Raw genomic sequence first — 23,402 nt, forward strand, 5'->3', positions numbered from 1 at the left:
GCTACTTCAGGAGTCTGGACAGGCGGCGGTCCGCGAGGGGCTTGCCGCCTGTCTGGCACGTCGGGCAGTACTGGAGCGAGGAGTCGCTGAAGGAGACCTCTCGCACGGTGTCGCCGCAGACCGGGCAGGGCTCACCGGTGCGGCCGTGCACGCGCAGGCCGCTCTTCTTCTCGGCCTTGAGCTTGCCGACGTCGATGCCGCGTGAGCGCTCGATGGCCTCGCCGAGGGTGCTGCCGATGGCCTGGTAGAGCCGGGCGATGTCCTCCTCGGTGAGGCTCGCGGCGAGTTTGAAGGGCGACATACGGGCGACGTGCAGCACCTCGTCTGAGTAGGCGTTGCCGATGCCCGCGATGACTCTCTGGTCGCGCAGCACTCCCTTGATCTGCCGTCGTTCGCCGCTGAGCAGCGCCGTGAACGCCTCCAGGGTGAAGGCCGGGTCGAGGGGGTCGGGGCCCAGCCGCGCGATGCCGGGTACGTCCGCCGGGTCGGCGACGACGTAGACTGCGAGGCTCTTCTTGGTGCCCGCCTCGGTGAGGTCGAAGCCGGTGTCGGCGTCGGGCTCGGCGAGGACCACCCTCAGCGCCAGCGGGCCCTTGCCGGGGCGCGGCGGTGTGTCGGGCAGCTTCTCCTTCCACTGCAGCCAGCCGGCGCGGGCGAGGTGGAAGACCAGGTGCGGCCCGCCCTCGGTGGCGATGTCGAGGAACTTGCCGTGCCGGCGCACGCCGCTGACCGTACGCCCCTCAAGGGCGCTCAGCGGGGGGTCGTATGTGTTCAGGACACTCACCGCGACCGGCAGCACCCAGCCGATGGCACGGCCGGTGAGCCGCTCGGTGAGGAATCCGGCGAGCGCTTCGACCTCCGGGAGCTCCGGCATACGCCCAGTGTGCCGCAGCGCGCGGCGGACTGCATGGCAACTGTTCCGTCGTCCGCCACAGTTCGTTTCCGTGACTCCTCCCCCTCGTAAACAAGGGGGCTTCTCACTCGACTCCAAGGAGTCTCATGACGGCCAAGCCCTGACCGCTGCCGAGGCAGATGCGGAGCATATCGCGGCTCCGGCACTCAGGATGCGTTTCCCGCCCGGCCTGAAGGCCGGGATTCCCACGCAAGGAGAGAGATGGAGAACTGGACAGCGGACGGGCTGACCTGAATGATCAGGGACCATGGCTGAACCTCTCCCGATGCCCGCCGTCCCGAAGGGCGTGGCGGGGCGTGCGCTGGACCCGACCGAGGTGATACCCCACCCCCGGCCGCTGCAGCCGAGCGAGCCCGGCGGTGCCAGGGTGATCAGCGGCGAGGTCGTCGGTGCCCGGCACCGCGCGCGGCGGGCACGCCGCCCAGGGCCCGGTTCGGCGGTCACCGTGGTGCTCTCGGCGACGGGCGCGGTCGCGGGGCTGTCCCTGCTGATGCCGCACGGCGGGTCGTCGACCACAGCACAGGCCCACACCCCGCAACCGCCGAAGTCGGCCGCGGAGGACACGGCGGATGTCGCCTCCGAACCGGTCGCGACGGGGTCTGTCGTCGGCGCGAAGGCTGACGTCGCGCAGCAGGCGTCCACGTCGGACCGTGCGAACAGTTCCGGGACTTCGGCGGCGACGACCACGTCCACCACCTCCGTCGTGACGGCCGCCACGACGACCGGCAGCGGCAAGCACGCCAGGGCCAGCGGCACATGGGACACCAACGACTGGCAGGAGGCCATCGCACGGGCCGCCGCCGCCCAGCGGGCTTCCCAGCAGGACCAGACCGGCCGGCACCGCGCCCCCACCGGATCCGGGACCGCGTCCGGATATCAGGGGAGCCAGGACGGCCAGGCGTCTGCGGGCGGCCGGAACCAGAGCACGTGGCGGCACTGACATAACGTCAGGAGAGCTCCTGCTCGGCCCAGATGGTCTTTCCGGCGGGGGTCTGCCGGGTGCCCCAGCACTGGGTGAGAGGCGACCAGCAGCAGACCGCGACCGCCTTCGTCGAAGAGCGGGCCCCGGCGCAGGTGAGGGGCGGTGCTGTTGGCGTCCGAGACCTCGGTGATGAGGGTGGTGTCGCGGATCAGGCGCAGCTGTATGGGGCCACCGCCCGCGTAACGGATGGCGTTGGTGACGAGTTCGCTGACCACCAGCTCCGTGGTGAACACCATCTCGTCGAGTCCCCACTCCTCCAACTGCTCAGCGGCCATCTTGCGGGCCTCGGCGACGATGGCCGGATCGGAGAGCAGCACTCGTCCTTGAGCGGGAAGAAGTACATGGACCACGCGTGCTCGCGGGCGTGGCCGGGGGCGCGGGCGTAGCTCTCCCGGGTCAGCGTCTCGCCGGTAGGTCGCGCAGGGGGCGCCCGATGACGTCGGCGGGCTCCCGGCCGAGCAGCCGAGCGGCGGCAGGGTCACAGGCGACGACGGTCCCCCGGGCATCGACCGCGACGGCAGGGACCACGGGCGCTGTGCGCCCGCGGCCTTCGTCCTCGCCACCTCGGTCGGCCTCTGTACCCATTGACAGGTCTCTCGTCCTCACCACGGCTTACCCTCAGGATGATCCCTCCTCTCTCCGGTCTCAAGCGGCGCGTGGCACCCTGTGCACAGCGCTGCCCACCGTTGACACTGAGACAAGGTGATCGTGAGGAGCGCGCGTGACAGTGACGATCGGCACCGGCCCGGTGATGAGCAGGGTCCGCCGGGCAGCCCTGAGGTCCTCGGGGTGGCCCGCGTCGCCATGGGCCCGGGGAGCGGCGGCCGTCTCGGCCGGGGCGCTTCCGGCACTGGCCTTTCCGGCGCCGTCGCTGTGGTGGCTGGCCTACGGGGCGCTGGTGCCGTGGCTGCTGCTGGTCAGATCGGCGCCGACGGGGCGGCGCGCTGCGCTGGACGGGTGGCTCGGCGGCGCCGGCTTCATGATCGCCGTACATCATTGGCTGTGGTCCAGCCTGCATGTGTTCATCGTGGTCCTTGCGCTGCTGCTGGGAGCACTGTGGGCGCTGTGGGGGTGGCTGGTGCGCCGACTGCTCGGCGGGGCGCCGGGTGCCGGGCGGGTGGGCGCGGGGCTGGTGCTGGTGCCGTGCGGCTGGCTGATGGTGGAGCTGGCCCGCTCCTGGGAGTACCTGGGCGGCCCGTGGGGGCTGATAGGGGCCAGCCAGTGGCAGGTGGCGCCGGCGCTGCGGCTGGCGTCGGTGGGCGGGGTCTGGCTGATCAGCGCGCTGGTGCTCGCCGTGAACACGGCGCTGGCCGTGCTGATCGCCGTCCCCCGGGCCCGGATCCCCGCCTGCGTCGCGCTGGCGCTGGTGGCGGTCGCGGCGGACGCGGTGTGGCTGTGGGCGCCGGTGCCGGGCACCGGCGGGGCGCGGGTGCGGGTCGCGGTCGTACAGCCGGGGGTGATCGAGAGTGCGCAGGGCCGCTTCGACCGGGGCGAGCAGCTGACCCGGACGCTCGCGGGGCGGGGCGTCGACCTGGTGGTGTGGGGCGAGAGCAGCGTCGGCTTCGACCTGACCTCGCGTCCGGACATCGCCCGCCGCCTGGCCGCCCTGTCCCGCGACGTCGGCGCCGATGTGCTGGTCAACGTCGACGCCCGGCGGTCCGACGGCCACGGCATCTCCAAGACCTCGGTGCTGATCGGCCCGGACGGGCAGGTCGGCGCGAGCTACGACAAGATGCGCCTGGTGCCGTTCGGCGAGTACATCCCGGCCCGCTCACTGCTGGGCTGGGCCACCTCGGTGGGCAAGGCCGCCGGTGAGGACCGGCGGCGCGGCAGCCACCAGGTGGTGATGGACACCGGACACCTGCGGATAGGCCCGCTGGTCTGCTTCGAGTCGGCCTTCCCCGACATGAGCCGCAGCCTGGCGGGCAAGGGCGCGCAGCTACTGGTGGCCGAGTCCTCGACCTCGTCCTTCCAGAACAGTTGGGCCCCCGAGCAGCACGCCTCGCTGGCCGCGCTACGGGCCGCCGAGTCCTGGCGCCCCATGGTGCACGCCACGCTCACCGGCGTCAGCGCGGTGTACGACGCCCGGGGGCGGCAGATCGGCCCGCGGCTCGGTACGGACAGCAGCACCACCGCCGTCTACGAGGTGCCGCTGTCGCAGGGGCGCAGCCCGTACGACCGGTACGGGGACTGGGTGGTGAAGCTGGCGATCGGTCTGCTGGCGCTGGCCGCCGCCTACGAGGCGTACGCGGTGGCGGCGGTCAGGCGGTCTGCGCGCCGATCTCGGTGACGATCCGTTCGCACAGCTCGTGGGTGCGAAGGCTGTCCTGCCCGTCGAGCAGTTTCCCGCTGCGTACGGCGTCCAGGAAGGTATGGGTGATCTGTTCGAAGCCGCGCTGCCTGGCCACCGGTACCCAGTCGCCACGGCGGCGGAGGGTGGGCTGGCCCTTGTGGTCGATGACGTCGGCGATGTTGAGGACCTCGCGCTTGGTGTCCTCGCCCGACACCTCGAGCCGCTCCTCGGTGGAGCCGCTCATCCGGTTCATGACGCCGATGGCCGTGAAGCCGTCACCGGACAACTGCAGTACGACGTGGTGCACGGCTCCGTCGCGCGTCTTGGCCCGTACGGCGGTGTCCTGGACCGCGCCGGGGAGAAGGAAGCGCAGGGTGTCGACGACGTGGATGAAGTCGTCGTAGACGAAGGTCCGCGCACTCCCGGGGAGGCCGATCCGGTTCTTCTGCATCAGGATCAGGTCGCGGGGGTGGTCCAGGCACTGGGTGTAGGCGGGCGCGTAGCGGCGGTTGAAGCCGGTCATGAGGCTGACGCGGCGGTCGGCGGCGAGCTGGACGAGGTGTTCGGCACCGCCGAGGTCGGCGGCGAGGGGCTTGTCGAGGTAGACCGGGACGCCGGCCTCAAGGAGCCGCTCGGCGATCCCGACGTGGTCGCCGGTGGGCGCGTGCACGAAGGCGGCGTCAAGTCCCTGGTCAAGCAGGCCGTCGAGGGTGGGGTGGCGGTGCGCGATGCGGTACGCGTCACCGACCCGGTCCAGGGTGGCGCGGCTGCGGGTGTGCAGATGCAGGTCCAGGCCCGGCTGGGCGGCGAGCACCGGCAGGTATGCCTTCTGGGCTATGTCGCCCAGCCCTATTACCCCGATCTTCATGTGGCTCAGCATATTGCGTCGCGGCTGCCCGGCCGCGGCGGCCATGATGGCCGCCATGACCACCAAACGCATCGACCCGCCGAACGTCGCCGACGAGCGCACCCTCCTCGAAGGCTTCCTGGAATTCCACCGCGACACCCTGGCCCTCAAATGCGAGGGACTCACCGACCCGCAGTTGCGCGAGGCGACCGTGCCGCCGTCCGAGCTGACGCTGCTGGGGCTCGTACGACATCTGGCCGAGGTGGAGCGGGGGTGGTTCCGCGATGTCCTCGCCGGGGAGGAGGCGCCGCCGCTCTACTACAGCGAGGCCGACCGTGACGGGGAGTTCCACGACCTCGACGAGGCGGATACCGCGGAGGCCTTCGCGACCTGGCGGGACGAGGTGGAGCACGCGCGGGCGGTGGCCCGCGAGCGTTCGCTGGACGACCTCGGCAGCCGGGTGCGGAAGGGCGAACGCGAGGAGTTCTCGCTGCGCTGGATCTACATCCACATGATCGAGGAGTACTCGAGGCACAACGGCCACGCCGATCTGATCCGCGAGCGGATCGACGGCGAGACGGGCGAGTAGGCCGGCCCGCCCACCAAGATCACTCTTTGGGGGCATACCCAACCTCCGCCCGGTACGTGAGAGTTGTCCGGGTGCGTCTACTGACAGTGGTGGTGGTCCTGGCGGCGGCTTCGGCCGTCTCCGGGTGTGTGACTGTGTCCCCTGGGCCTGCCGGGCCCGAGCCCGCCTCGGGGCCTGTGGCGCCCTCGCCGGTGGGGCGGCCGGCGCCGATGGTCCAGGGGCCGGCGCTCGAGGCGCTGGCCACCGTACGGCCCGAGCCGGCGGAGTCGCCGAAGCGGAAGCCGGAGCACCGGGCCGCGCCTCGGGCAGCGGTGAACCAGCCGGTGCGGCGCCACCGTCAGGCGCCTGCTCCGGCCGCGGAGAGGCCGCTCCCCCGCGGTGTGCCCAAGGTCCCCGGTGGCGGCAATGTCTGCGACATGGGCGAGAAGTACGGGGGCTGGACGGGCCAGAGCGACGCCTCGCGAATCTGCCGGCGGGCCTACGGCAACTGAAGGCCTCCGGCAGCTGAAGGCTTACGGCACTGAAGGGCTACGGCAACTGGTCGGAGCCGGTCAGGCGCAGCTCCATGCGCCCGATGGCGGCCCGGACCCCGTCGCCGTACTCGTCGTCGCCGAGCCCGCTGCAGGCCTCCCGGGCCCGGCTGAGGTGGCTTCGCGCCATGCGTTCCTCGCCCACCTTCCAGTAGGAGGCGGCGAGGTTGAGGTGCAGCGAGGGATAGAAGCCGCGCGCCGTCTCTCCGCTCATGCCGGAGGCGGCGCGCAGCGCCCGTCCGTCCCAGACGAGTTCTTCCTCCGGGTCGTCCTGGGTGTCGGCCATGTAGTGCGCCAGCGTGCAGCGGTGGAGGGGGTCGCCGTCCTCGCCGATCTCCTCCCACAGGGCGAGGAAGCGGTTGCGTGCCTCCTCGCGGTCCCCGCCGTGCAGCAGCATCACCACCTGGCCGATCCGCGTCATGACCTCGTCATTCACCACGAGCCAACGCTATACGCCCAGTCTGACAAATCGCGTCAGGCGCGTGCCTCCCGTCAGGCGCGTGCCGTGGTCAGCAGATGCCCTCCCCCAGCCTTCGGCCGGTGGGGGCACCTCCCAGCCGCCAGGCTGGTGGGGGTCCCCCCGGACGGAGTCTGGGGGAGAGGACCCCCATGTCGCTTCGCTCCCACCCAGCAGCGTGGGAGCGGTCTCCACGGCCCGGAGCGCTTCGAGGACCAGGGCCCGGCGCTCGGGGTCGTCGAGGTGGGCGTCCATGTCGACCATGAGCCAGGCGGTGCCCTCGAGCCCGTAGCGCACGGCGTCGGCGAGGCCGGCCTCGGCGAATTCGGCGGGGATCTCGTCGGGGTCGTGGAAGTAGGCGTCCGTGAACAGGTCTACGTCGCCCGTGGGCCGCAGATGGCCGGTGGCCAGGACCTCGTCCTTGAGGGCCCGCACCTCGCGTTCGAAGTAGCGGGCGGTCCTGAGGCCGTCGTGCAGCCCCGCGTAACGGCTGATGGTGGCCGCAGCGACCAGCCCGCCTGGGCGAGCGACCCGGCGGGCCTCGGCCAGGGCCTGTACTCGGTCCGCCCGCTCGGGGAGGTGGTAAAGCGGCCCGAGCATCAGCACGACGTCGTACGAGCCGTCCCCGTACGGCAGGTCGCGGGCGTCGCCGGGCCGCGCGGTCACGCCGGGGAGCCGCCCGGCCTGCTTCACGTGCAGCGGCACCGGGTCGATGACCTCGACCTCGTGGCCGTCGGCGGCGAGCCATTCGGCGTGCACTCCGCTCGCCCCGCCCACGTCGAGCACGCGGCTGGGGGCGGGCGGCAGTGCGCGCCTCAGGACGTCCTGGGTGCGCCAGAATTCCAGCCGGTTGACGCCGGCACGGAGTCGGCCGTCCTCCTCGCCCTGCTCGTAGTAGGCGAGGACATGGAGTTCGAGAGCCATGCTTGATGGTCGAAGATCCGCGCCGCCCCGGGCAAGGCAATTACGCGGCGCCCAGGTCCGGGATCCGCCAGTCGACCGGGTCGTGGCCCTGCGCCTTGACCGCCTCGTCGATCTGCGTGAAGGGGCGGCTGCCGAGGAAGAGCTTCGCGGACAGCGGCGAGGGGTGCGCGCCCTGCACGACGGCGTGCCGCGAGGTGTCGATCAGGGGCAGCTTCTTCTTCGCGTAATTGCCCCACAGGACGAAGACCGCCGGGTCGGGCCGCCCGGAGACCGCCTTGATCACCGCGTCCGTGAACTTCTCCCAGCCCTTTCCCTTGTGCGAGTTGGCCTCGCCCTCGCGGACGGTCAGCACCGCGTTGAGCAGCAGGACGCCCTGATGGGCCCACGGCATGAGATAGCCGTTGTCCGGGACCGGGTACCCGAACTCCTCCTTCATCTCCTTGTAGATGTTCCGCAGCGAGGGCGGGGTCTTCACCCCGGGCCGCACCGAGAAGCACAGGCCGTGCCCCTGGCCCTCGCCGTGGTACGGGTCCTGGCCCAGGACCAGCACCTTGACCTGGTCGTACGGCGTCGCATCCAGAGCGGCGAAGACCTCGTCACGCGGCGGGAAGATCTTGTGCGCGGCCCGCTCGGCCTCGACGAACTCGGTCAGCTCCTTGAAGTAGGGCTTGTCCAACTCCCCACCGAGGACGGCCTGCCAGGACTCGGGCAGCATGCTGGGCACGTCTGGAACCTCCGGTACACGATCCGTTACTGGAGCTCAACGTACCGGGGACCACTGACAATCGCTCACGCGGCGTCGAGCCGGTCCCGCACCTCCGGAGCGAGGTCCGGCTCTGCGGCCGTCCAGCGGATCTGTGTGCTGCACAGGGATACGAAGACCGCCGAGGCGGCGACGGCGCCCAGGCCCCACACGAGCCCCGTGGAGTTCGCTATGAAGCCGATGACCGGCGGTCCTGCGAGCAGGCCGATGGTTCCCATGGTGGCGACCAGGGTCAGTGCGTCCGAGCCCTGTCCCGCGGCAGCTACGTAGACGCAGGGGGTGACGGCTGCGATACCCAGCCCGACGCAGGCGAAGCCGATCAGGGCCGGCACCACGCCACCGCTCAGGAGGGCGAGCGCCAGCCCGGCGCCGGCAAGTGCGCTACCGCCACGGACAATCCGGCCGTCGCCCCAGCGGCTGCGCCACCCGTCAGCGAAGAGGCGAGCCATGACCATCATGACGGAGACGACAGCGATGCCCATGGGCGCCAGTTCCGCCGATGCCTTGGCGACGTCCTTCATGTAGAGGGCCGACCAGTCGTTCATGGCGCCTTCTGTCACGGTGCCGAAGGCCATGGCGGAGCCCATCCACAGCGTCATGCGCGCGGGTAGGGTCCACTTGGTGCGGCTCTTCTTCTCCTGCTGCTTCTCAGCGGGCTGCTCCTGGGGCAGCAGTCCCGACCTGGCGTACCCGACGAGCAGCAGCAGAATGACGGTGGCCACACCGAAATGCACGGCCACGGTCGAGGTCACCGTGTTCAGGCCCGAAGCCAGGAGCGCGGCGCCCAACGACCCACCGCTGAAGGTCGCATGCAGCTTGGACATGACGTTTCGCTGGTATGTGGCTTCGAGCGCGGCTCCCTGGGCGTTCATGGCGACGTTGAGGCATGCCACGAGAACTCCGTCGCAGCACATGATCACCAGAGCGATCGGGTAGTTCGGCGCCACGGACAGCACAAGGAGCAGCAGCGCGAGGCCGAGAGCCGACACCAGCGAGAGGCGCCGGGAACCCAGCCGTCTCATCAGCATGGCCACCAGGGGAAACGATGCAGCCGCGCCGACACCGGTGGCCATCAGCAGCAGGCCGACTTCCGCCGCGGTCAGGCCAAGGTGTGTCTTGATGGCAGGGAGCCGCGATGCCCAGGTGGCGTACTGGAAACCCAGGCAGCAGAACAGAGCGGCGATTGCCAACTGTGCTCGGCGGAATGGATCGTGAACGCGGAACATATGAATCAGCCCACTTCGTCTTGCGATGAATGCCCGCGCAGCAAACCGCTGGTTGGTTTCGTTTTCTCGGTACGGTCTGCCGGCACCGCCCGGGACATGTACACCGGAGTCGCGCCGTAACCCCCCGCGGGGACCACCCCGTGGTGGACGGTGAATCCGTTCGCCGACCAGAAGGTCTCACTGCCGGCAACGGCGACCAGCGAGATCTGCTCGTACTCCTGCGACCCGGCCGTTGCGGTGAGGTGGTGCAGGAGACGCTTCGCAAGCCCCCTGCCGCGGAGATCCTCGGCAATGACGAGATCATGGAGATGCAGATTGCGCGAGCGGAAAACGATCTCCTCCGTGCGGGTCAGATCCGGATACTCGAACATCGGGTAGGGCAGGGCCAATAGGTAGCCCGCCAGTCGCTGTTCGACATTCAGCACAAAGCATGTGGTCGGCGACACGCGGACTCTGGACTCCAGCGCGGTCCGCTCCTCCGACAGTCCGATGGCGGAATACGCACTGCTTTCCAGCGCTACTATGTCGCTCCAGTCGCCGTCGGAGACAGGGCGTATGCGTACGTCGCTGCTCATCTGCGAGTGCCCTCCATGCCGCCTATGCACGTGTAGGGAAGCGGGCTGAAGCCGTTGAATCCCTGTGTCATGTAGCTCATGGCGTAGGCTCCGCTGGAGAGCACCCAGACCGGATCTCCCGATGCGAGCGCTTCGGGCACCTGGACCAGGCCGTGCTCACGGGAATAGGCGTCATCGCTGTCGCAGGTGGGCCCTGCGACCCTGGCTAAAACGTGTTCGCCGTCACGATGCGAGGGGAAGACGAGCCGGTACTGCAACTCGTCCATCTCATAGAGGCCGTTGAACTTGCCACAGCTCAAATACAGCCAGTACTGACGTTCACCGTTCAGGTTCTGTCGCCTGGACAGCCGGGAGACGTGTGCCCGGATGGCGCCGTGGTCGGCGACGAGATGGCGCCCGGGCTCCACGATGAAGTCGAGGTGGTGTCCGGGCACCTCCCTGCACTGCTGCATGCCCTCGCGGATGATGGCGAATATCTTGTCCATCGGCGGGTCGAGCGGCTCGCCCCGCTTGTCGAGATAACCGAGAGCCGGCAGGCCGCCGCCGAGATTGACGTAATCCAGCGATATGCCACCCCGGTGCAGAACCGCGAGCACGTCGACAAGGCGCTCGAAAGCGCTTTGCCAGCCTTCGGACGTCATTTGCTGTGAACCGACGTGAACAGACAGCCCGGCCGGCTTCAGGCCTGCCTCCCGCGCTTTTTCCAACACGAGCACCGCATCGGCGGCCGAACAGCCGAACTTGCTGGTGAGCCCCCAGAGCGCTCCCTGCCCGTCAGTGGCCAGCCTGCAGAACACCCGAGCACCGGGAGCACAGGCTGCGATCGCCGCCACGTCTTCCAGACTGTCGGTGGCGAAGTCCCTGATGCCCAGACGGTACGCGTCGATGATGTCCCGGTCGGACTTGATGGTGTTGCCGTAGTGAATTCTTTCGAGGGGGACGCCGGAGCTGATCGCCTGCGTAATCTCGTTGGGTCCTGCCGCGTCGACTCCGGCGCCCTTCTCCGCCAGGCGGGAAATCACCTCGTCCACGGGACAGGCCTTCATGGCGAAGCGAACGGAGACTCCTGGCAGATCCCGTACGAGAGCTTCGTAGCGTGCTTCGATTCCTGCGAGATCGAAGATGATCTGGTCCTCGCCGGCGGCGGCCAGGGCGGCGAGCATGGATACGTTCTCGTGCATCATCGATGGTTTCAGCCAGGCTGCCGTTGAAGCTGGGTGGTTCTGCTCGCGTGAATCATTGGTGCCCATGCCTCGATCAGCAGTGCGAAGTCATTGTTGTCCTGCTGGGCTTCGTCGAGCAGTCGCTCCCGGCGTGACGCCACGATGTCGGCGAACTCGGCGTACTTGCCGCCCAGCTTTCGATAGGACCGGTCGATCGTGTCCAGCCGCTGGATGTTCTCCGCTCGGTCCAACAGGGTGCTCTCCCTGACGAACTCGGTGATCGCGGGTATGCGTACCTGGTCCCGATCGTCGAGCAGTGACTCGCCGGCCTCTGCCATCCGGTCGTAGACGAAGTTGAAGTAGAGCATCGACAAGAAGAACTTCACGAACCGCATCTGGTACGCGATGAATCCAGGACCGGTTCGACGTTCCGGCGTGTAGAAGTTCACAAGGTGGCGATTGTGCAGAACGCCGGGCAATGCCGCGTCGTGGACAAGGTGAATGAGGAAGTAGTCGCTGCCGATGGTGTCCGTCGCGGGCGGCAGCGGCACCCATTCCTGCACCTGGTGGAAGGCGATGTTGCTCATGTCGACCCGCATGGGGTCGACGATGGTCAAGGTCGAGTGATCGTGGGTGAACGCCTCGGAGCCGGCTCCCCGGAACGACTCGTCGACGAGCTCCCTTTTCCTCTCGTCCGACCAATGGCCGGGCGCCCACAGGCTGACCACGTCGTAGTAGGCGTCGCGGTCGAGGCGGTACATCTCACCGATGTCCACGGACATCTCGCCCACAAAGGAGCTGCCCACCATCGTCACCGGCTTGTGCGCGTGATTCGGGTCCAGCGTGGTCTCGTCCACGCCGTCCACCGCGTCGCTCGCACGTTTTCCGATCGACATGAGCTCGTGGTGGATGGGAAAGACCGGCGCGTCGTTCACGACCTGATAAAGGATGTCCGAATCCCGGCGGTGGATGGACTCGCAGCCCAGCGCGGCACCGATCAGGAACGCACGGTTGGTGCAGGCGCCGTAGGAGAGATCGGACGGGAGCATGAGCTCCAGCACCAGCTCGGGCTTGGCGACACCGGCATGGTGGATCACCCGCTGCAGAAACTCCCGCTGCTCCGCTTCGCCGAGGTGGTGCACGATCACATTCGGCACGGTGGGCGACTCGTGGGCGACCTTCGCGTGCTCCGTGAGGGCGGGCTCGTCGGAGGAGTCCAGAATCAGGAGGTGGACCTCGACGTCGAAGTGCTCGGCGGCGTAGGCCGCCTCCTCAAGGACAGCCGATATCGTCTCGGCGCAGGCCCTGTTGGTCGGGAGAGTCAGACAGATTTTGCGCATACCCGTTCCTCGTTCGACGGTTCGAGGTCCCGCTCGCTCCAGGATTCAAGACCCAGCAGCTTGGCACCCAGGTCGGTCAGCTTGGCGGTGTCGTACCTGAGGGATTCATGCCTCGTGGCATCACCGACGAGCGTCTTGTTCCACTCCGGCGTACTGAGATGGCGCCATGAGTTGACGCGGGAACGCCTCAGTTCCTGATGCGACTCCAGCGCAGGCATCATGGAGAGGTACTGGACGGCTCGAACGCCGTTCTCCGAGGTGTTGGGTGCCACTCCGTGTGCCAGCAGACCGTTCCAGATCAGCAGGTCGCCGGCCTTGAGCTCAGGCCGGACCACGGGGAACTCCGTCCGGTCGATGTTGGGCCGGATCGGGTCCCGGTCCGCCGGCTGGAGCGCCGCCCACCGGTCGAACTGACGGAACAGCTCGGGCGCGCACTGGAAGCCGCCTTGTTCCGGGTTGGTGTCGTTCAGCGCGATGATCCCCTGGACCCGCTGCGGCGGCACACCGAGCGTGGTGTCGATGTCCCAGTGGAGGTTGATGTCGAACCCGCGCTCCGTGGGGGCGATCAGCGCGCGGTCGCGGTTCTTGATGTTGGGCGGATTGAGATTGAGCCGGTCCAGAGTCACCCATAGCTCTTCGCAGTCCCACACGTCGACGAAGGCGTCGTAGACCCGCTGCGCCTGGCGGCTGTCCCATATGAGCTGGTGCTGGTACGCCTCGACGAACCCGTAGATGTGCAGTTCCCGGTCGAGATCCGAACGGAACTCGCGTTCCTCGTACCAGGTGTCCGGCCGGGCCGGATCGAGCCCCTGGAAGTCCCAGGCGAACTCCAGCAGGCGATCCGCCGAGGCGGCAGGAATCGCCTGCTTCACCACGACGTAGCCGTAGGTTTGCCAGAAGGTTAAGTCCTCCTTTGACAACACCCGGAGCTTCTGCGTTTTTCGGAGATCCCGCAACGGCGTCTCGGCAAGATATGTGTCGCCGTCCCGGCTGAAATACGGGACGTCCGAGGGGGCTCGATGAAGATAGTGGTAGGGCGCCGGCATACGTCGCTCCAAGGCTCGAATCTCTTGAGTGGACCGCTCCCAGACCGTCCCTGCGCCGGGACCCATCGGCTGCGTGGAGATACATCGGCGCATTCGGCGCCGACGACAGCAATCGCGCGTAGCTGTCGGTAAGGAATTTGATACGCACAGCGATGGGCGTCGTTGCCAGGGCGAACGGGCGCAGGGCGAGGGGCACTTGGCGTGTCCTCATGGGTTCCACCGGTCAACTTGCGCACCGCGAGGGGTATTGCGACGCGCAGGTCACTTCCTGAACTCGTGTCACACCAAAATGGACTAGACCAACTCCGTGTGTCAACTGCCGAATTGGAAAGTTCCGGTGCTCGAAACACACGGGATCGCCGGTTCACGTAGAGCTGATGGCCAGCCCGCACAGAAGAAGGAGCCATTCCGCTTTGGTGGGCACGATGGTGACCGCGCCACTACGTAAGGTGTGATCGACGGCCGCCGAGACGGCATGGCCTGCCGGCGGGACGCAGGCCCGACGAGCCCGGCCAGGGTGAACGATCTTCCTGTTGACACTGCGGATTGGACTAGGCCAGTATCCATTGGTCTGTACCAAAGCAGCGGTGCGATCGGCGTGTCGGCACTACTCGGAAGGCCCAGCTGATGTCCTCCAGCAAGCACAGCAAGGAGTTGCGACGACTCGCGCTCTCCGTCCTGCAGCCGGGCTTCGTGGGCACCGAGACGCCAGACTGGGTGCTGCGCGACATCAGTGACGGCCTGGCATCTGTCGTGCTCTTCGCTCGCAACATCGCCTCGCCCGAACAGGTCGCCAGGCTGACCGCCCAACTCCGGGCCGAGAACCCGTCGTTGATCATCGCGATCGACGAGGAGGCGGGGGATGTCACCCGCATCGAATCCTCGACCGGCTCCACCCGGCCCGGCAACTTCGCCCTCGGCGCCGTCGACGACATCGAGTTGACCGAGTCCGTCGCGCGCGACCTGGGCCGCCAGTTGCATGCCGCCGGCGTGAGCCTCAACTACGCGCCCAGCGTGGACGTCAACTCCAACCCTGACAACCCCATCATCGGGGTCAGGTCATTCGGCGTCGACGCCGCGCTGGTGTCCCGGCATGCCGCCGCGTGGGTCCAGGGACTCCAGTCGGCCGGTGTCGCCGCCTGCGCCAAGCACTTCCCCGGCCACGGGGATGTCGCCATCGACTCCCACCACGGCCTGCCCACCTACGACGCCGACCTCGACGAGATCGCCGCGCAGGCACTGCCCCCCTTCCGGGCCGCTCTGGAGGCCGGCGTACGCGCGGTCATGAGCGCCCACCTCCTTGTACCGGCCTACGACCCGGATCTTCCGGCGACCCTCAGCAGCCGCATCCTCAACGGCCTGCTCCGCAAGGAGCTCGGCTTCGACGGTCTGATCGTCACCGACGCCATCGAGATGGGCGGGGTGACCAACCGCTACGGCATCGAAGGCGCCACGGTGAAGGCCCTCGTCGCCGGCGCCGACGCCATCTGCGTCGGCGGGGAGCACGCCGATGAGGCGACCGTCGACCTCATCGTCGGCGCTCTCGTCCGCGCGGTGTCCTCCGGGGAACTCACCGAAGAGCGCCTGGCGGAGGCGTCCGACCGCGTCCAGGCGTTCGCCGACTGGTCGATCCGCTTGGGCCAGGCCGTCCCGGTCAACCCCATCAGCGGCGACATCGGCTTTGTCGCCGCCCGGCGCGCCATTCGGCTGAGCGGCTCCGTGGACGACATCCTCCCGCTGACCGCCCCTCCGCACGTGGTGGAGTTGGTGCCCTCCACCAACCTGGCCATCGGGAAGGAGACGCCGTGGGGTGTCGCCGTTCCGCTGCGCGAACGACTGCCCGGAACCACCTTCGTCCGTGTGCATCACCAGGAGTTGGCGACTGATCCCGGCGTCCTGGAGAAGTACGGGCTGCTGCCTGCCTCGGGACGGCCGATGGTCATCGTCGTCAGGGACGCTTCCCGGAACAAGTGGATGGGCAACGCCCTCGCGGACCTCGCCAAGGCGCGTCCCGACGCGATCGTGGTGGAGATGGGGCTGCCCGGTGCCTCCGGCCCCGGCGCAGTCCAGATCTTCACTCACGGCGCCACCGCTGCCTCCGGCGTCGCCGCCGCGGAGTTCCTCATCGGTGCCCGATAGACCTCACCGCTGCGGCGTCTCGGCGGATCGCTCGCGAGATGGGGGCGAGGGTTCGGTCGCGAAGCGGGCGGTGATCCGTGCGGCGCCGGCAGCGGCCCGGGAAATGGCGGTCAGGATGCCCAGGATTGCGATGAGGACGCCGCAGCCGGTCAGGATCCACCAGCCGAGGTGGCTGGCTGCCATCAGGGTGCCGTGAATCGGTCCGTGCCCGCGCGCACTGACGATCGAGCCGAGGACGGCCACGCCGAGGCTGTTGCCGATCTGACGCCCGGTGGTGGCGATGGCGGCGGACACCCCGGCCTGGGAGCACGGCATGCCGGAGGCGGCTGTGTTGGTGACCGGGGTGTTGACCAGGCCGAATCCGGTGCCGAACAGCAGGACCGGCGTGGGCGTGTCGGGGGTCAGGTGGTCAGTACGAGGGCGGCGGCGATCAGCGCGCCGGCGGCGATCAGCGGCGGGCGCGGGCAGCGGGCAGCGGTCAGGCGGCCGGAGAGCTGGAAGGCGATCGCGGTGCCGGCGGCCATCGGCGCGATCAGCAGGCCGGCGTGCAGTGCGCTGTAGCCCCGTACCTCCTGCAGCTAGCGGGTGTTTCAGGAACAGGAAGCCTGCCAGGGCCAGGAAGTATCGAGGTGTGGCAGACGATCGAGGAGAACGCCCCGGCCACGACCCTGTTCGCCACCTCCACCTCCGGCATCCCCGCCTCCGACATCGCCACCACGCCTCGCCGACCCGAACGCCTGGTGGTGGGCCACCCCTTCAACCCGCCGCACCTGGTGCCGCTCGTGGAGATCGTGCCCGGTGAGCGCACCAGCGAGGAAACCGTCGAGCGCGCCCGTGCCTTCTACACCGCGTTGGGCAAGAGCCCCCAGGTGCTCCACAAGGAGGTTCCCGGCTTCGTGGCCAACCGCCTGCAATCGGCGCTCTTCCGTGAATGCGTACACCTGGTTGCCGACGGAGTCGTCACCGAACAGGAACTGGATGCCATCGTCACCTCCTCCATCGGGCTGCGCTGGGCGGTTGCAGGACCGTTCCAGACGTTCCACCTCGGCGGAGGGCAAGGAGGTCTGGAGCACTTCGTCACCCACCTGGGCCCCGGCATGGAAAAGCGCTGGGACCAGATGGCGCGTGAACACGTTGCCTTCGACGACGCCACCGTGGACACCCTGAGCGAACAAGCGCAGAACTTCGGCGCCGGCATCGACCAGCTGGCCGCCGAACGCGACCGCAAGCAGATCGTCCTCATGCGTGCCCTCGCCGAGACTCCCAACGCGCAGCGGGCGTAACACCGCGATCGAGCACCCCGCCGCACGCCAGGGGGCCCGCCCCGGCCCCAACTCACCCATTCTCCTTTGCGGAAAGCCCACACCATGAACTCGCTCACCGAAAAGATCTCCCAGGCCGTAGCCCACCCGCTCACCGGCGACGACGACTTCGACATCCACAACGCCCTGCATGACGTCCTGGCCGAAATCGGCATGCGTCCCGAGGACAGCGGCGGGCCTGATCACCTTCCTGGGAGCCGACCCGATCGTCCCCTCCACCATCCGTCTGGGAGCCGTGCCGGCGCTGGGCATGACCGCCAAGTCCGTTGCCCTCGCGTCATTGTGGCGACACCGCGGGGGCGAAGGCCAAAGGAACCGCCGGCCGCCCGGCCCTGCCGCCCATCGGCGTCGTCAACGACTACGTTCTGTCGTGGCTGGCCACCACCGGAATCATCCGTGCCCTCATCCTGCGCGACACCCAGGGCGGCAGCTACAAGGTCAGCCTCAGCCTCAGCCGTGTGTCCGCCTGGATCCTCAGCCTCGGTGTCTTTGACCGTGGCTACGCCCATGAAGTCGCCGGCACAGGCGGCCCCGACTCCCAGCACGCCTACCTCGCCCCTGACCAATTCTCCGACCAGACCCCCTGCGGCCTCTACACCGGTGTCACGGACCAGGTCGTCATGTCCGCGACGCCAGGCCGCTTCCGGACGATTCTCGTCCCCCGCGGCAGCGGCGCCCCCGTCTGGCTGCCACAGCTCTAACCCAGGCAATGCGTTGGCCTTCCGCAACGCTGGTCTCGACGCCCACCTGTCCACCGTGGCCAGCCTGCTTGACGGGGGACGGTCCTCCGGGCCGGTCGGCCACCGGCTGCACGTCCTGGACGCATGCCTCGCGCAGAACGCCGGTCAACGTGCCGGGGACCACTGACAGTCGTTCACGAGGCGTCGAGCCGATTCCGCAACTCCGGGGCGAGGTCCAGCTCTGCGGCCGGAAGCAGCTCGTCGAGCTGGGCCACACTGCTCACGCCCAGGATCGGCAGCACCGGCACCGCCCCGCCGAGGAGCCAGGCCAGCACGACCTGGTTGGGGGTCGCGCCCAGCTCCGACGCCACTTCGCGGAGCACGCGCAGCCGCGCCGCCGAGCCGTCGTGCGCGTACTGGGCCAGGAGCGGCTTGTCGTCCCGCGTATAGGCACCCGCGATGAGCGTGGAATAGCCGAGCAGGATCAGGTCGGGCTGGGTGCCCGCGTAGTCCAGCAGCTGGTCGTCCACATGGCGCTGGCAGCCGAAGCGGGCCCCCTGCCGCGGCTTGAGGAAGGTGTGCCGCTGCTGCACGACCTGGTAGCCGGGCAGCCCGCGCTCGGCGGCGAGGCGGCGGGCCTCGGCGATGTGCCAGGCGGGGTGGTTGCTGACGCCGAGAGTGCCGACGGTGCCGTCGGCGACCAGGTCCGCGAAGGCTCCGACGGTCTCCTCCAGCGGGACGCGCCGGTCCTCGATGTGGGCGTAGTACAGGTCGATGCGGTCGGTGCCGAGCCGCTTCAGGCTGCCCTCGGCGCCCGCGCGAATGGTCTCGGCGGCCAGGCCCTCGGCGTTCCCGAGGTCGCCGTCGTCGTCGATCCAGCGGGTGCCGCGTGAGAGGTCCGGCCGGGCGCCGACCTTGGTGGCGACGACCATCCGGTCGCGGGCGCCGCGGTCGGCCAGCCAGCGGCCGAGGGCGAGTTCGCTCTCGTCGCCGGTGGCGCCGTCCACCCAGCAGGCGTAGTTGTTGGAGGTGTCGACGAAGGTGCCGCCAGCCTCCATGAAGCGGTCGAGGATCGCGAACCCGGTCTTCTCGTCGACGGTCGTGCCGAAGGGCAGGACTCCCAGGCACAGCGCGCTGACCTCGGGGCCGGTCCCGCCGGCGAGTGTGCGATAGCGCATGGTGCGTACTCCCTGCGTAGAAAAAGGTGCACAGCCCCTGTTGCTGGTTGCTGTCAGGGACTGTGCACCTTGGAGTACGGACGAGGGCAAGCCCTCCCGAACGGACTCAGCCCACGAAGGCGTTGAGCTGGATGCCGCCGTCGATGACGAGGGTCTGGCCGGTGATCCAGCCGGCCGCGTCCGAGAGGAGGAAGGCGGCCGCGCCGCCGATGTCCTCGGGCACGCCGAGCCGCTTGAGGGGGTACGCGGCTGCCGCCTCCTCCTCGCGGCCCTCGTAGAGCGCGGCGGCGAACTTGGTCTTGACGACGGCCGGGGCGATGGCGTTGGCGCGGACGCCGGGGGCCATCTCGGCGGCGAGCTGGACCGTGAGGTTGATCATCGCGGCCTTGCTGATGCCGTACGCGCCGATGAACGGGGAGGCATTGATGCCGGAGACGGAGGCGATGTTGACGATGGCGCCGCCGTGCTCCTTCTGCCAGGCCTTGTAGGTCTGCTGGGCGAAGCCGAGGGCGGAGACGACATTGGTCTCGAAGACCTTGCGGGCGACGCCGAGGTCGAGTTCGGCGATCGGGCCGAAGACCGGGTTCGTACCGGCGTTGTTGACGAGGTAGTCGACGCGGCCGAAGGCCTTCATGGTGCGCGCGACGGCCTCCGCCTGGTGGGCCTCGTCGTGGGCCTTGCCGGCGACGCCGATGACGCGGTCGGAGCCGAGCCGCTCGACTGCCTCCTTCAGGGCGTCCTCGTTGCGGCCGGTGATGGTGACTCGGTCGCCACGGGCGACGAGTGCTTCGGCGATGCCGTAGCCGATGCCACGGCTGGCGCCGGTGACGAGGGCGACGCGACCGCTGTCGGGCTGAGAAGTCATTACGGGGTCTCCTGTGCGCGTCAGTTGAGCGGGCCGCCGGCCACGTACAGGACCTGGCCGGAGACGAAACCGGCGTCGTCGCCGGTGAAGAAGGCGATGGCGTTGGCGATGTCGTCGGGCTTGCCGACCCGCTGGACGGGGATCTGGGTGGCCGCTGCGGCCTGGAACTCCTCGAAGCCCATGCCGATGCGGGCGGCGGTGGCTGCGGTCATGTCGGTGACGATGAAGCCGGGGGCGACGGCGTTGGCGGTGACACCGAACTTGCCGAGCTCGAAGGCAAGGGTCTTGGTGAAGCCCTGCAGACCGGCCTTGGCGGCGGAGTAGTTGACCTGGCCGCGGTTGCCGAGTGCGGAGGAGGAGGACAGGTTGACCACGCGGCCGAACTTGGCGTCCACCATGTGCTTCTGGACGGCGCGGGTCATCAGGAAGGCGCCGCGCAGGTGCACGTTCATGACCGTGTCCCAGTCCGAGGCGCTCATCTTGAACAGCAGGTTGTCGCGGAGCACGCCCGCGTTGTTGACCAGGATCGTCGGCGCGCCCAGCTCCTCGGCGACGCGGGCGACCGCGGCTTCGACCTGGGCCTCGTCGGACACGTCGGCACCGACGGCGATGGCCTTGCCGCCCGCCGCCGTGATCTGCTCGACGGTGTCCTTGCAGGCGCCCTCATCGAGGTCGAGTACGGCGACGGCGCGGCCATCGGCGGCCAGGCGCACGGCCGTGGCGGCGCCGATGCCGCGCGCGGCCCCGGTGACGATCGCTACGCGCTGCTCGGTGGTCGACATCTGTTCTCCTCAGCCTGTGATTCAGCCCTGTGGTTCGGCCGCCGCGTCATGAGCGACCGCTTAGTAGGTCCCGTAGCCGAAACCGTAGGAGCGTCGTGACCCTGTGTCAACGCCAGCGCGGCCGATGTGGCTCAGCGCACCGCCTCAGCGCACCAGAAGATCCAGCAAGCGGTCCACTTCCCGCTCCGGGTCCGCGGTCAGCCCGGTGTGGATCGGCCCCGGCTGCACGATGGTGCTGCGCGGCGCGGTCAGCCAGCGGAACCGCCGCCCCGGATCTTCCCCGGCCGCCTGCCCGGCCATGTCGCCGCCGGCGCAGATGGCCTCGTAACCGCGCAGCGCGGCCCGTACGCCGTCCATGTCCACGTCGGCGTCCAGGCAGGCGAGGCGGGTCTCGTCCAGGTGCACCCGGGCCCCGAGGAAGGACTTGGCCCGGCAGTACACCAGCACCCCGGCATTGATCTGCTCGCCGCGCTCGATGCGCGGGACAACACGCACCAACGCGTACTCGAACACGTCCCGCCCGGTCACTTCGCGGCCTTCCCCTCGACCCAGGTGCGCAGCCACTCCGGCGGCGGCTGTTTCTCCTTCTCCTGCGGCGCGAGCTTGATCCGCTCATGTACGGATCCCGCCCGGGCCAGCAGCACCTTCTCGTACGCCCGGCGCACCTCGTCGGGGCTCTCGAAGCCCGGCTCGTCCACCAGCCACTCGTCCGGGATGAGCGACGTGACCTCGCGCAGCAGCTCGCCGGTGACCTTCGGGGCCAGCGCCTGGGCGGCGGCGCCGATGTCCGGGGTGAAGCGGGACAGGGCGTGGTCGGAGGCGTCGTACGGCTTGTCGGCGGCCTGGTCGGCCGCCTTCCAGCTGTGGTGGAAGATCAGCGAGGCCCCGTGGTCGATCAGCCAGAGGTCCTTGTGCCAGACCAGCATGTTGGGGTTGCGCCAGGACCGGTCGACATTCCCGATGAGGGCGTCGAACCAGATCACGCGCCCGGCCTCTTCCGGCCCCACCCCGAAGACCAGCGGGTCGAAGCCCAGCGACCCGGGCAGGAAGTCCATGCCGAGGTTGAGGCCTCCACTGGCCTTCAGCAGGTCCTGCACCTCCTGGTCCGGCTCCCCCAGCGCGATCACCGGATCGAACCAGAACCTCACCAGCTCCGGCACCCGCAACCCCAGCCGCCGGCCCAACTCCCCGGCGATCACCTCGGCCACCAGCGCCTTGCGGCCCTGCGCGGCCCCATGGAATTTGACGACGTACGTACCGAGATCGTCGGCCTCGATGACGCCCGGCACCGATCCGCCCTCCCGCAAGGGGGTCACGTAGCGGGTCCCTGTTACTTCGGTGAGCATCGCACCAGATTAACGACCTGGTGCACGATAGGGAGTGGATCAGCCTGCGGCGTCATGTGGCTTCGTTTGCAAGGCGCCGGGATGCGATCAGGGTGGTTTCCTGTGGGCGTTCGCGCGTGCGATGGCTGCGCTGTGTACATACCCATACATGCGAGGGTCCACGGCGTGACTCCTCCCCCTCGTAAACGAGGGGGCTTCTCGTTACGCCGGGTTGGCGTTGCGACGGACCAGCCCGGCCCGTAGAACGTTGGTGGCTCCCACCGTGTCGGCGTGCGCGTTGTGGCCGCACTCCTGACAGTGGAACTTCTCCTGGGTGGGCCGGTTCTCCTTCGAGACGTGCCCGCAGTTGGGGCACGTCCGGGAGGTGTTGCGGGGGTCCACGGCGATCACTTCCCGTCCGGCGCTTTCAGCCTTGGCGTGCAGGATCGTCAGGAACACCCCCCATCCGGCATCAGCAATGCTGCGGTTGAGTCCGGCCTTCGCCGTCGCCCCGTTGGGCAGGAATCCGCCCGGCCGGTCGGGGTCGGGCTTCGGTGCCGGGGCCTTGCCCATGTTGCGAATCTTGAGATCTTCGTGCGCGATGACGTCGTGCTCACGCACCAGTGCGAGCGCGGTCTTGTGCGCGTGGTCGAGTCGCTGGCGGCGCACCTTGCCGTGCAGCCCCGCGACCTTCTCCACCGCCCGCTGGTGGTTGTTGGTGCGGTCCTTGGCCTTGCGGCGCGGGAACCGCGACAACGCCTGCTGCGCGGCTTCGAGCCTCGCGGCGGCGGTGCGGGCGTGGCGCGGGTTGGGGACGAACCCGCCACTGGAGTCGGCGAGGAAGTTGGCGATACCCAGGTCGATTCCGACCACACTGCCGGTCGCGGGCAACGGGGTCGGCTGCTCCTGCTCGGCGGTCACCATGACGAACCACTTGCGGCCCTCGCGCTTCACGCTGACGGTCTTGACGTTGCCGACCACCGGTCGGTGCTGGTTAACCTTGACGTGGCCGACGCCCTGGAGGCGGACGCGGGTCACCGGGTCGTGCGGGGTGGAGTCCCACCGGCAGCCGTCCCCGTCTTTCGGGAACTCCACCGTGTCGAACCAGTTCACGCCACGAAAACGTGGGTATCCGGGCGTCTCGCCGGACTTCACCCGGCGGAAGAACGCGGCGAACGCCTTGTCCAACCGGCGCAGCGTCGCCTGCTGCGAGCTGAACGACCAACGTCCCTGACGTTCCGGGTCGAATGCCCGGATGTCCTTGAGCTGTGCGGACTGCATGCCGTACGTGACGCTGGTCTTCGACGGGTGCCGGTAGGCGTCGCGGCGCTCCTGCAAGGCACCGTTGTACAGGGAGCAGTGATCCCGCAGCATCTCGGTGAGTGCTTGGGTCTGGCCCATGGTGGGCCGCATGAGGAACTTGTACGTACGGATCATCCGGCCCACCCCCTCCGGTCGAGTTC

Annotated in this window: 26 protein-coding genes and 1 pseudogene; 7 read left to right on the forward strand and 20 right to left on the reverse strand. The window is 68.9% G+C overall.

From position 1 onward, the window contains the following. Window position 1: 1 nt before the first annotated feature. A complete protein-coding gene (locus EFK10_RS38550; protein ID WP_127360309.1) occupies window positions 2-874 on the reverse strand; it encodes an Fpg/Nei family DNA glycosylase in 873 nt (290 codons plus the stop codon). 286 nt (window positions 875-1,160) lie between these two features. Between EFK10_RS38550 and EFK10_RS38555 the strand changes: the two genes are divergently transcribed. Further along, window positions 1,161-1,853 carry a hypothetical protein gene (locus tag EFK10_RS38555; protein ID WP_127360310.1) on the forward strand — a complete coding sequence of 231 codons (693 nt, stop codon included), beginning with the start codon at window positions 1,161-1,163 and terminating at the stop codon, window positions 1,851-1,853. A gap of 7 nt (window positions 1,854-1,860) precedes the next feature. Here the strand turns inward: EFK10_RS38555 and EFK10_RS51350 are convergent. After that, window positions 1,861-2,200, reverse strand: a pseudogene (locus EFK10_RS51350) (ATP-binding protein); the annotation flags it as partial. 91 nt (window positions 2,201-2,291) lie between these two features. After that, the gene (locus EFK10_RS53600) at window positions 2,292-2,480 is read right to left on the reverse strand and encodes a PAS domain-containing protein (protein WP_127360311.1); all 189 of its coding nucleotides are present in this window, start codon (window positions 2,478-2,480) and stop codon (window positions 2,292-2,294) included. Window positions 2,481-2,646: 166 nt separating this feature from the next. Between EFK10_RS53600 and lnt the strand changes: the two genes are divergently transcribed. Continuing rightward, entirely contained in the window at window positions 2,647-4,185 is a 1,539-nt protein-coding gene (gene lnt, locus EFK10_RS38570) for an apolipoprotein N-acyltransferase (RefSeq protein WP_164836320.1), read from the forward strand. Here the strand turns inward: lnt and EFK10_RS38575 are convergent. Continuing rightward, window positions 4,157-5,056, reverse strand: coding sequence for a Gfo/Idh/MocA family protein (locus EFK10_RS38575; protein WP_164836319.1), 900 nt, complete (start codon window positions 5,054-5,056; stop codon window positions 4,157-4,159). The two genes, lnt and EFK10_RS38575, sit on opposite strands and share 29 nt — an antisense overlap. Before the next feature lie 55 nt (window positions 5,057-5,111). On the opposite strand from EFK10_RS38575, the gene EFK10_RS38580 reads away from it, so the two are divergent. Both EFK10_RS38580 and EFK10_RS38585 read left to right on the forward strand, forming a co-directional pair. Continuing rightward, a complete protein-coding gene (locus EFK10_RS38580) occupies window positions 5,112-5,624 on the forward strand; it encodes a DinB family protein (protein WP_127360313.1) in 513 nt (170 codons plus the stop codon). A gap of 71 nt (window positions 5,625-5,695) precedes the next feature. Further along, complete coding sequence (locus EFK10_RS38585; RefSeq protein ID WP_240677733.1) at window positions 5,696-6,115, forward strand: hypothetical protein; 420 nt, start codon at window positions 5,696-5,698, stop codon at window positions 6,113-6,115. A gap of 37 nt (window positions 6,116-6,152) precedes the next feature. Here EFK10_RS38585 and EFK10_RS38590 read toward each other — a convergent pair whose 3' ends face one another. The 8 genes from EFK10_RS38590 to EFK10_RS38625 form a co-directional block, all read right to left on the reverse strand. Beyond that, entirely contained in the window at window positions 6,153-6,575 is a 423-nt protein-coding gene (locus tag EFK10_RS38590; protein ID WP_127360361.1) for a hypothetical protein, read from the reverse strand. Window positions 6,576-6,602: 27 nt separating this feature from the next. After that, window positions 6,603-7,535 (reverse strand): class I SAM-dependent methyltransferase, encoded by a 933-nt coding sequence (locus tag EFK10_RS38595; protein ID WP_206305757.1) that lies wholly within the window; start codon window positions 7,533-7,535, stop codon window positions 6,603-6,605. Window positions 7,536-7,575: 40 nt separating this feature from the next. Next, window positions 7,576-8,250 (reverse strand): uracil-DNA glycosylase, encoded by a 675-nt coding sequence (ung, locus tag EFK10_RS38600; protein WP_127360362.1) that lies wholly within the window; start codon window positions 8,248-8,250, stop codon window positions 7,576-7,578. A gap of 74 nt (window positions 8,251-8,324) precedes the next feature. After that, window positions 8,325-9,524 carry an MFS transporter gene (locus EFK10_RS38605; RefSeq protein ID WP_127360314.1) on the reverse strand — a complete coding sequence of 400 codons (1,200 nt, stop codon included), beginning with the start codon at window positions 9,522-9,524 and terminating at the stop codon, window positions 8,325-8,327. A 5-nt stretch (window positions 9,525-9,529) separates the two neighbouring features. After that, window positions 9,530-10,099, reverse strand: a complete 570-nt coding sequence (locus EFK10_RS38610) for a GNAT family N-acetyltransferase (protein WP_127360315.1) — start codon at window positions 10,097-10,099, stop codon at window positions 9,530-9,532. Further along, window positions 10,096-11,283, reverse strand: coding sequence for a type III PLP-dependent enzyme domain-containing protein (locus tag EFK10_RS38615; RefSeq protein ID WP_407647234.1), 1,188 nt, complete (start codon window positions 11,281-11,283; stop codon window positions 10,096-10,098). The genes EFK10_RS38610 and EFK10_RS38615 overlap by 4 nt, the downstream gene beginning before the upstream one ends. An 8-nt stretch (window positions 11,284-11,291) precedes the next feature. After that, on the reverse strand, window positions 11,292-12,602 hold the full coding sequence (locus tag EFK10_RS38620; RefSeq protein ID WP_127360316.1) for a DUF6271 family protein: 1,311 nt from the start codon (window positions 12,600-12,602) through the stop codon (window positions 11,292-11,294). Then, entirely contained in the window at window positions 12,584-13,648 is a 1,065-nt protein-coding gene (locus tag EFK10_RS38625) for a phytanoyl-CoA dioxygenase family protein (protein WP_127360364.1), read from the reverse strand. The genes EFK10_RS38620 and EFK10_RS38625 overlap by 19 nt, the downstream gene beginning before the upstream one ends. A gap of 627 nt (window positions 13,649-14,275) precedes the next feature. On the opposite strand from EFK10_RS38625, the gene EFK10_RS38630 reads away from it, so the two are divergent. Further along, window positions 14,276-15,787, forward strand: a complete 1,512-nt coding sequence (locus tag EFK10_RS38630) for a glycoside hydrolase family 3 protein (RefSeq protein ID WP_127360317.1) — start codon at window positions 14,276-14,278, stop codon at window positions 15,785-15,787. Between the two features lie 3 nt (window positions 15,788-15,790). Here the strand turns inward: EFK10_RS38630 and EFK10_RS38635 are convergent, their stop codons facing one another. Together EFK10_RS38635 and EFK10_RS52380 are read right to left on the reverse strand one after the other, a co-directional pair. Continuing rightward, entirely contained in the window at window positions 15,791-16,102 is a 312-nt protein-coding gene (locus EFK10_RS38635) for a hypothetical protein (protein WP_127360318.1), read from the reverse strand. A gap of 86 nt (window positions 16,103-16,188) precedes the next feature. After that, window positions 16,189-16,311 carry a hypothetical protein gene (locus EFK10_RS52380; RefSeq protein WP_265737593.1) on the reverse strand — a complete coding sequence of 41 codons (123 nt, stop codon included), beginning with the start codon at window positions 16,309-16,311 and terminating at the stop codon, window positions 16,189-16,191. Between the two features lie 105 nt (window positions 16,312-16,416). Here EFK10_RS52380 and EFK10_RS38640 point away from each other — a divergent pair, with 105 nt between their 5' ends. Further along, window positions 16,417-17,070 carry a 3-hydroxyacyl-CoA dehydrogenase NAD-binding domain-containing protein gene (locus tag EFK10_RS38640; protein ID WP_240677734.1) on the forward strand — a complete coding sequence of 218 codons (654 nt, stop codon included), beginning with the start codon at window positions 16,417-16,419 and terminating at the stop codon, window positions 17,068-17,070. A 305-nt stretch (window positions 17,071-17,375) separates the two neighbouring features. Next, window positions 17,376-17,810, forward strand: coding sequence for a hypothetical protein (locus EFK10_RS38645; protein WP_127360320.1), 435 nt, complete (start codon window positions 17,376-17,378; stop codon window positions 17,808-17,810). A 173-nt stretch (window positions 17,811-17,983) separates the two neighbouring features. Here EFK10_RS38645 and EFK10_RS38650 read toward each other — a convergent pair whose 3' ends face one another. The 6 genes from EFK10_RS38650 to EFK10_RS38675 form a co-directional block, all read right to left on the reverse strand. Beyond that, window positions 17,984-18,967, reverse strand: a complete 984-nt coding sequence (locus tag EFK10_RS38650) for an aldo/keto reductase (protein WP_127360321.1) — start codon at window positions 18,965-18,967, stop codon at window positions 17,984-17,986. 106 nt (window positions 18,968-19,073) lie between these two features. Continuing rightward, window positions 19,074-19,832 (reverse strand): SDR family oxidoreductase, encoded by a 759-nt coding sequence (locus tag EFK10_RS38655; protein WP_127360322.1) that lies wholly within the window; start codon window positions 19,830-19,832, stop codon window positions 19,074-19,076. A gap of 20 nt (window positions 19,833-19,852) precedes the next feature. Continuing rightward, complete coding sequence (fabG, locus tag EFK10_RS38660; protein WP_127360323.1) at window positions 19,853-20,614, reverse strand: 3-oxoacyl-ACP reductase FabG; 762 nt, start codon at window positions 20,612-20,614, stop codon at window positions 19,853-19,855. Window positions 20,615-20,758: 144 nt separating this feature from the next. Further along, a complete protein-coding gene (locus EFK10_RS38665; RefSeq protein ID WP_127360324.1) occupies window positions 20,759-21,142 on the reverse strand; it encodes a DUF3037 domain-containing protein in 384 nt (127 codons plus the stop codon). Next, window positions 21,139-21,960 carry a HipA family kinase gene (locus EFK10_RS38670; RefSeq protein WP_127360325.1) on the reverse strand — a complete coding sequence of 274 codons (822 nt, stop codon included), beginning with the start codon at window positions 21,958-21,960 and terminating at the stop codon, window positions 21,139-21,141. Before EFK10_RS38670 ends, EFK10_RS38665 begins: the two co-directional genes overlap by 4 nt. 201 nt (window positions 21,961-22,161) lie before the next feature. Further along, window positions 22,162-23,376, reverse strand: a complete 1,215-nt coding sequence (locus EFK10_RS38675) for an RNA-guided endonuclease InsQ/TnpB family protein (RefSeq protein ID WP_127360365.1) — start codon at window positions 23,374-23,376, stop codon at window positions 22,162-22,164. Window positions 23,377-23,402 lie beyond the last annotated feature (26 nt).

The organism is Streptomyces soli (genome assembly GCF_003999195.1).
GTDB classification, from domain to species: Bacteria; Actinomycetota; Actinomycetes; order Streptomycetales; family Streptomycetaceae; genus Actinacidiphila; species Actinacidiphila soli.

Bases quoted from the DNA above. Each gene is read 5' to 3' on its own strand.
- EFK10_RS38550 (WP_127360309.1), bottom strand. From the start codon at position 874: ATGCCGGAGCTCCCGGAGGTCGAAGCGCTCGCCGGATTCCTCACCGAG.
- EFK10_RS38555 (WP_127360310.1), top strand. From the start codon at position 1,161: ATGGCTGAACCTCTCCCGATGCCCGCCGTCCCGAAGGGCGTGGCGGGG.
- EFK10_RS53600 (WP_127360311.1), bottom strand. From the start codon at position 2,480: ATGGGTACAGAGGCCGACCGAGGTGGCGAGGACGAAGGCCGCGGGCGC.
- lnt (WP_164836320.1), top strand. From the start codon at position 2,647: ATGAGCAGGGTCCGCCGGGCAGCCCTGAGGTCCTCGGGGTGGCCCGCG.
- EFK10_RS38575 (WP_164836319.1), bottom strand. From the start codon at position 5,056: ATGAAGATCGGGGTAATAGGGCTGGGCGACATAGCCCAGAAGGCATAC.
- EFK10_RS38580 (WP_127360313.1), top strand. From the start codon at position 5,112: ATGACCACCAAACGCATCGACCCGCCGAACGTCGCCGACGAGCGCACC.
- EFK10_RS38590 (WP_127360361.1), bottom strand. From the start codon at position 6,575: ATGACGCGGATCGGCCAGGTGGTGATGCTGCTGCACGGCGGGGACCGC.
- EFK10_RS38595 (WP_206305757.1), bottom strand. From the start codon at position 7,535: ATGGCTCTCGAACTCCATGTCCTCGCCTACTACGAGCAGGGCGAGGAG.
- ung (WP_127360362.1), bottom strand. From the start codon at position 8,250: ATGCTGCCCGAGTCCTGGCAGGCCGTCCTCGGTGGGGAGTTGGACAAG.
- EFK10_RS38605 (WP_127360314.1), bottom strand. From the start codon at position 9,524: ATGTTCCGCGTTCACGATCCATTCCGCCGAGCACAGTTGGCAATCGCC.
- EFK10_RS38610 (WP_127360315.1), bottom strand. From the start codon at position 10,099: ATGAGCAGCGACGTACGCATACGCCCTGTCTCCGACGGCGACTGGAGC.
- EFK10_RS38615 (WP_407647234.1), bottom strand. From the start codon at position 11,283: ATGATGCACGAGAACGTATCCATGCTCGCCGCCCTGGCCGCCGCCGGC.
- EFK10_RS38620 (WP_127360316.1), bottom strand. From the start codon at position 12,602: ATGCGCAAAATCTGTCTGACTCTCCCGACCAACAGGGCCTGCGCCGAG.
- EFK10_RS38625 (WP_127360364.1), bottom strand. From the start codon at position 13,648: ATGCCGGCGCCCTACCACTATCTTCATCGAGCCCCCTCGGACGTCCCG.
- EFK10_RS38630 (WP_127360317.1), top strand. From the start codon at position 14,276: ATGTCCTCCAGCAAGCACAGCAAGGAGTTGCGACGACTCGCGCTCTCC.
- EFK10_RS38635 (WP_127360318.1), bottom strand. From the start codon at position 16,102: ATGCCGTGCTCCCAGGCCGGGGTGTCCGCCGCCATCGCCACCACCGGG.
- EFK10_RS52380 (WP_265737593.1), bottom strand. From the start codon at position 16,311: ATGGCCGCCGGCACCGCGATCGCCTTCCAGCTCTCCGGCCGCCTGACC.
- EFK10_RS38650 (WP_127360321.1), bottom strand. From the start codon at position 18,967: ATGCGCTATCGCACACTCGCCGGCGGGACCGGCCCCGAGGTCAGCGCG.
- EFK10_RS38655 (WP_127360322.1), bottom strand. From the start codon at position 19,832: ATGACTTCTCAGCCCGACAGCGGTCGCGTCGCCCTCGTCACCGGCGCC.
- fabG (WP_127360323.1), bottom strand. From the start codon at position 20,614: ATGTCGACCACCGAGCAGCGCGTAGCGATCGTCACCGGGGCCGCGCGC.
- EFK10_RS38670 (WP_127360325.1), bottom strand. From the start codon at position 21,960: ATGCTCACCGAAGTAACAGGGACCCGCTACGTGACCCCCTTGCGGGAG.
- EFK10_RS38675 (WP_127360365.1), bottom strand. From the start codon at position 23,376: ATGATCCGTACGTACAAGTTCCTCATGCGGCCCACCATGGGCCAGACC.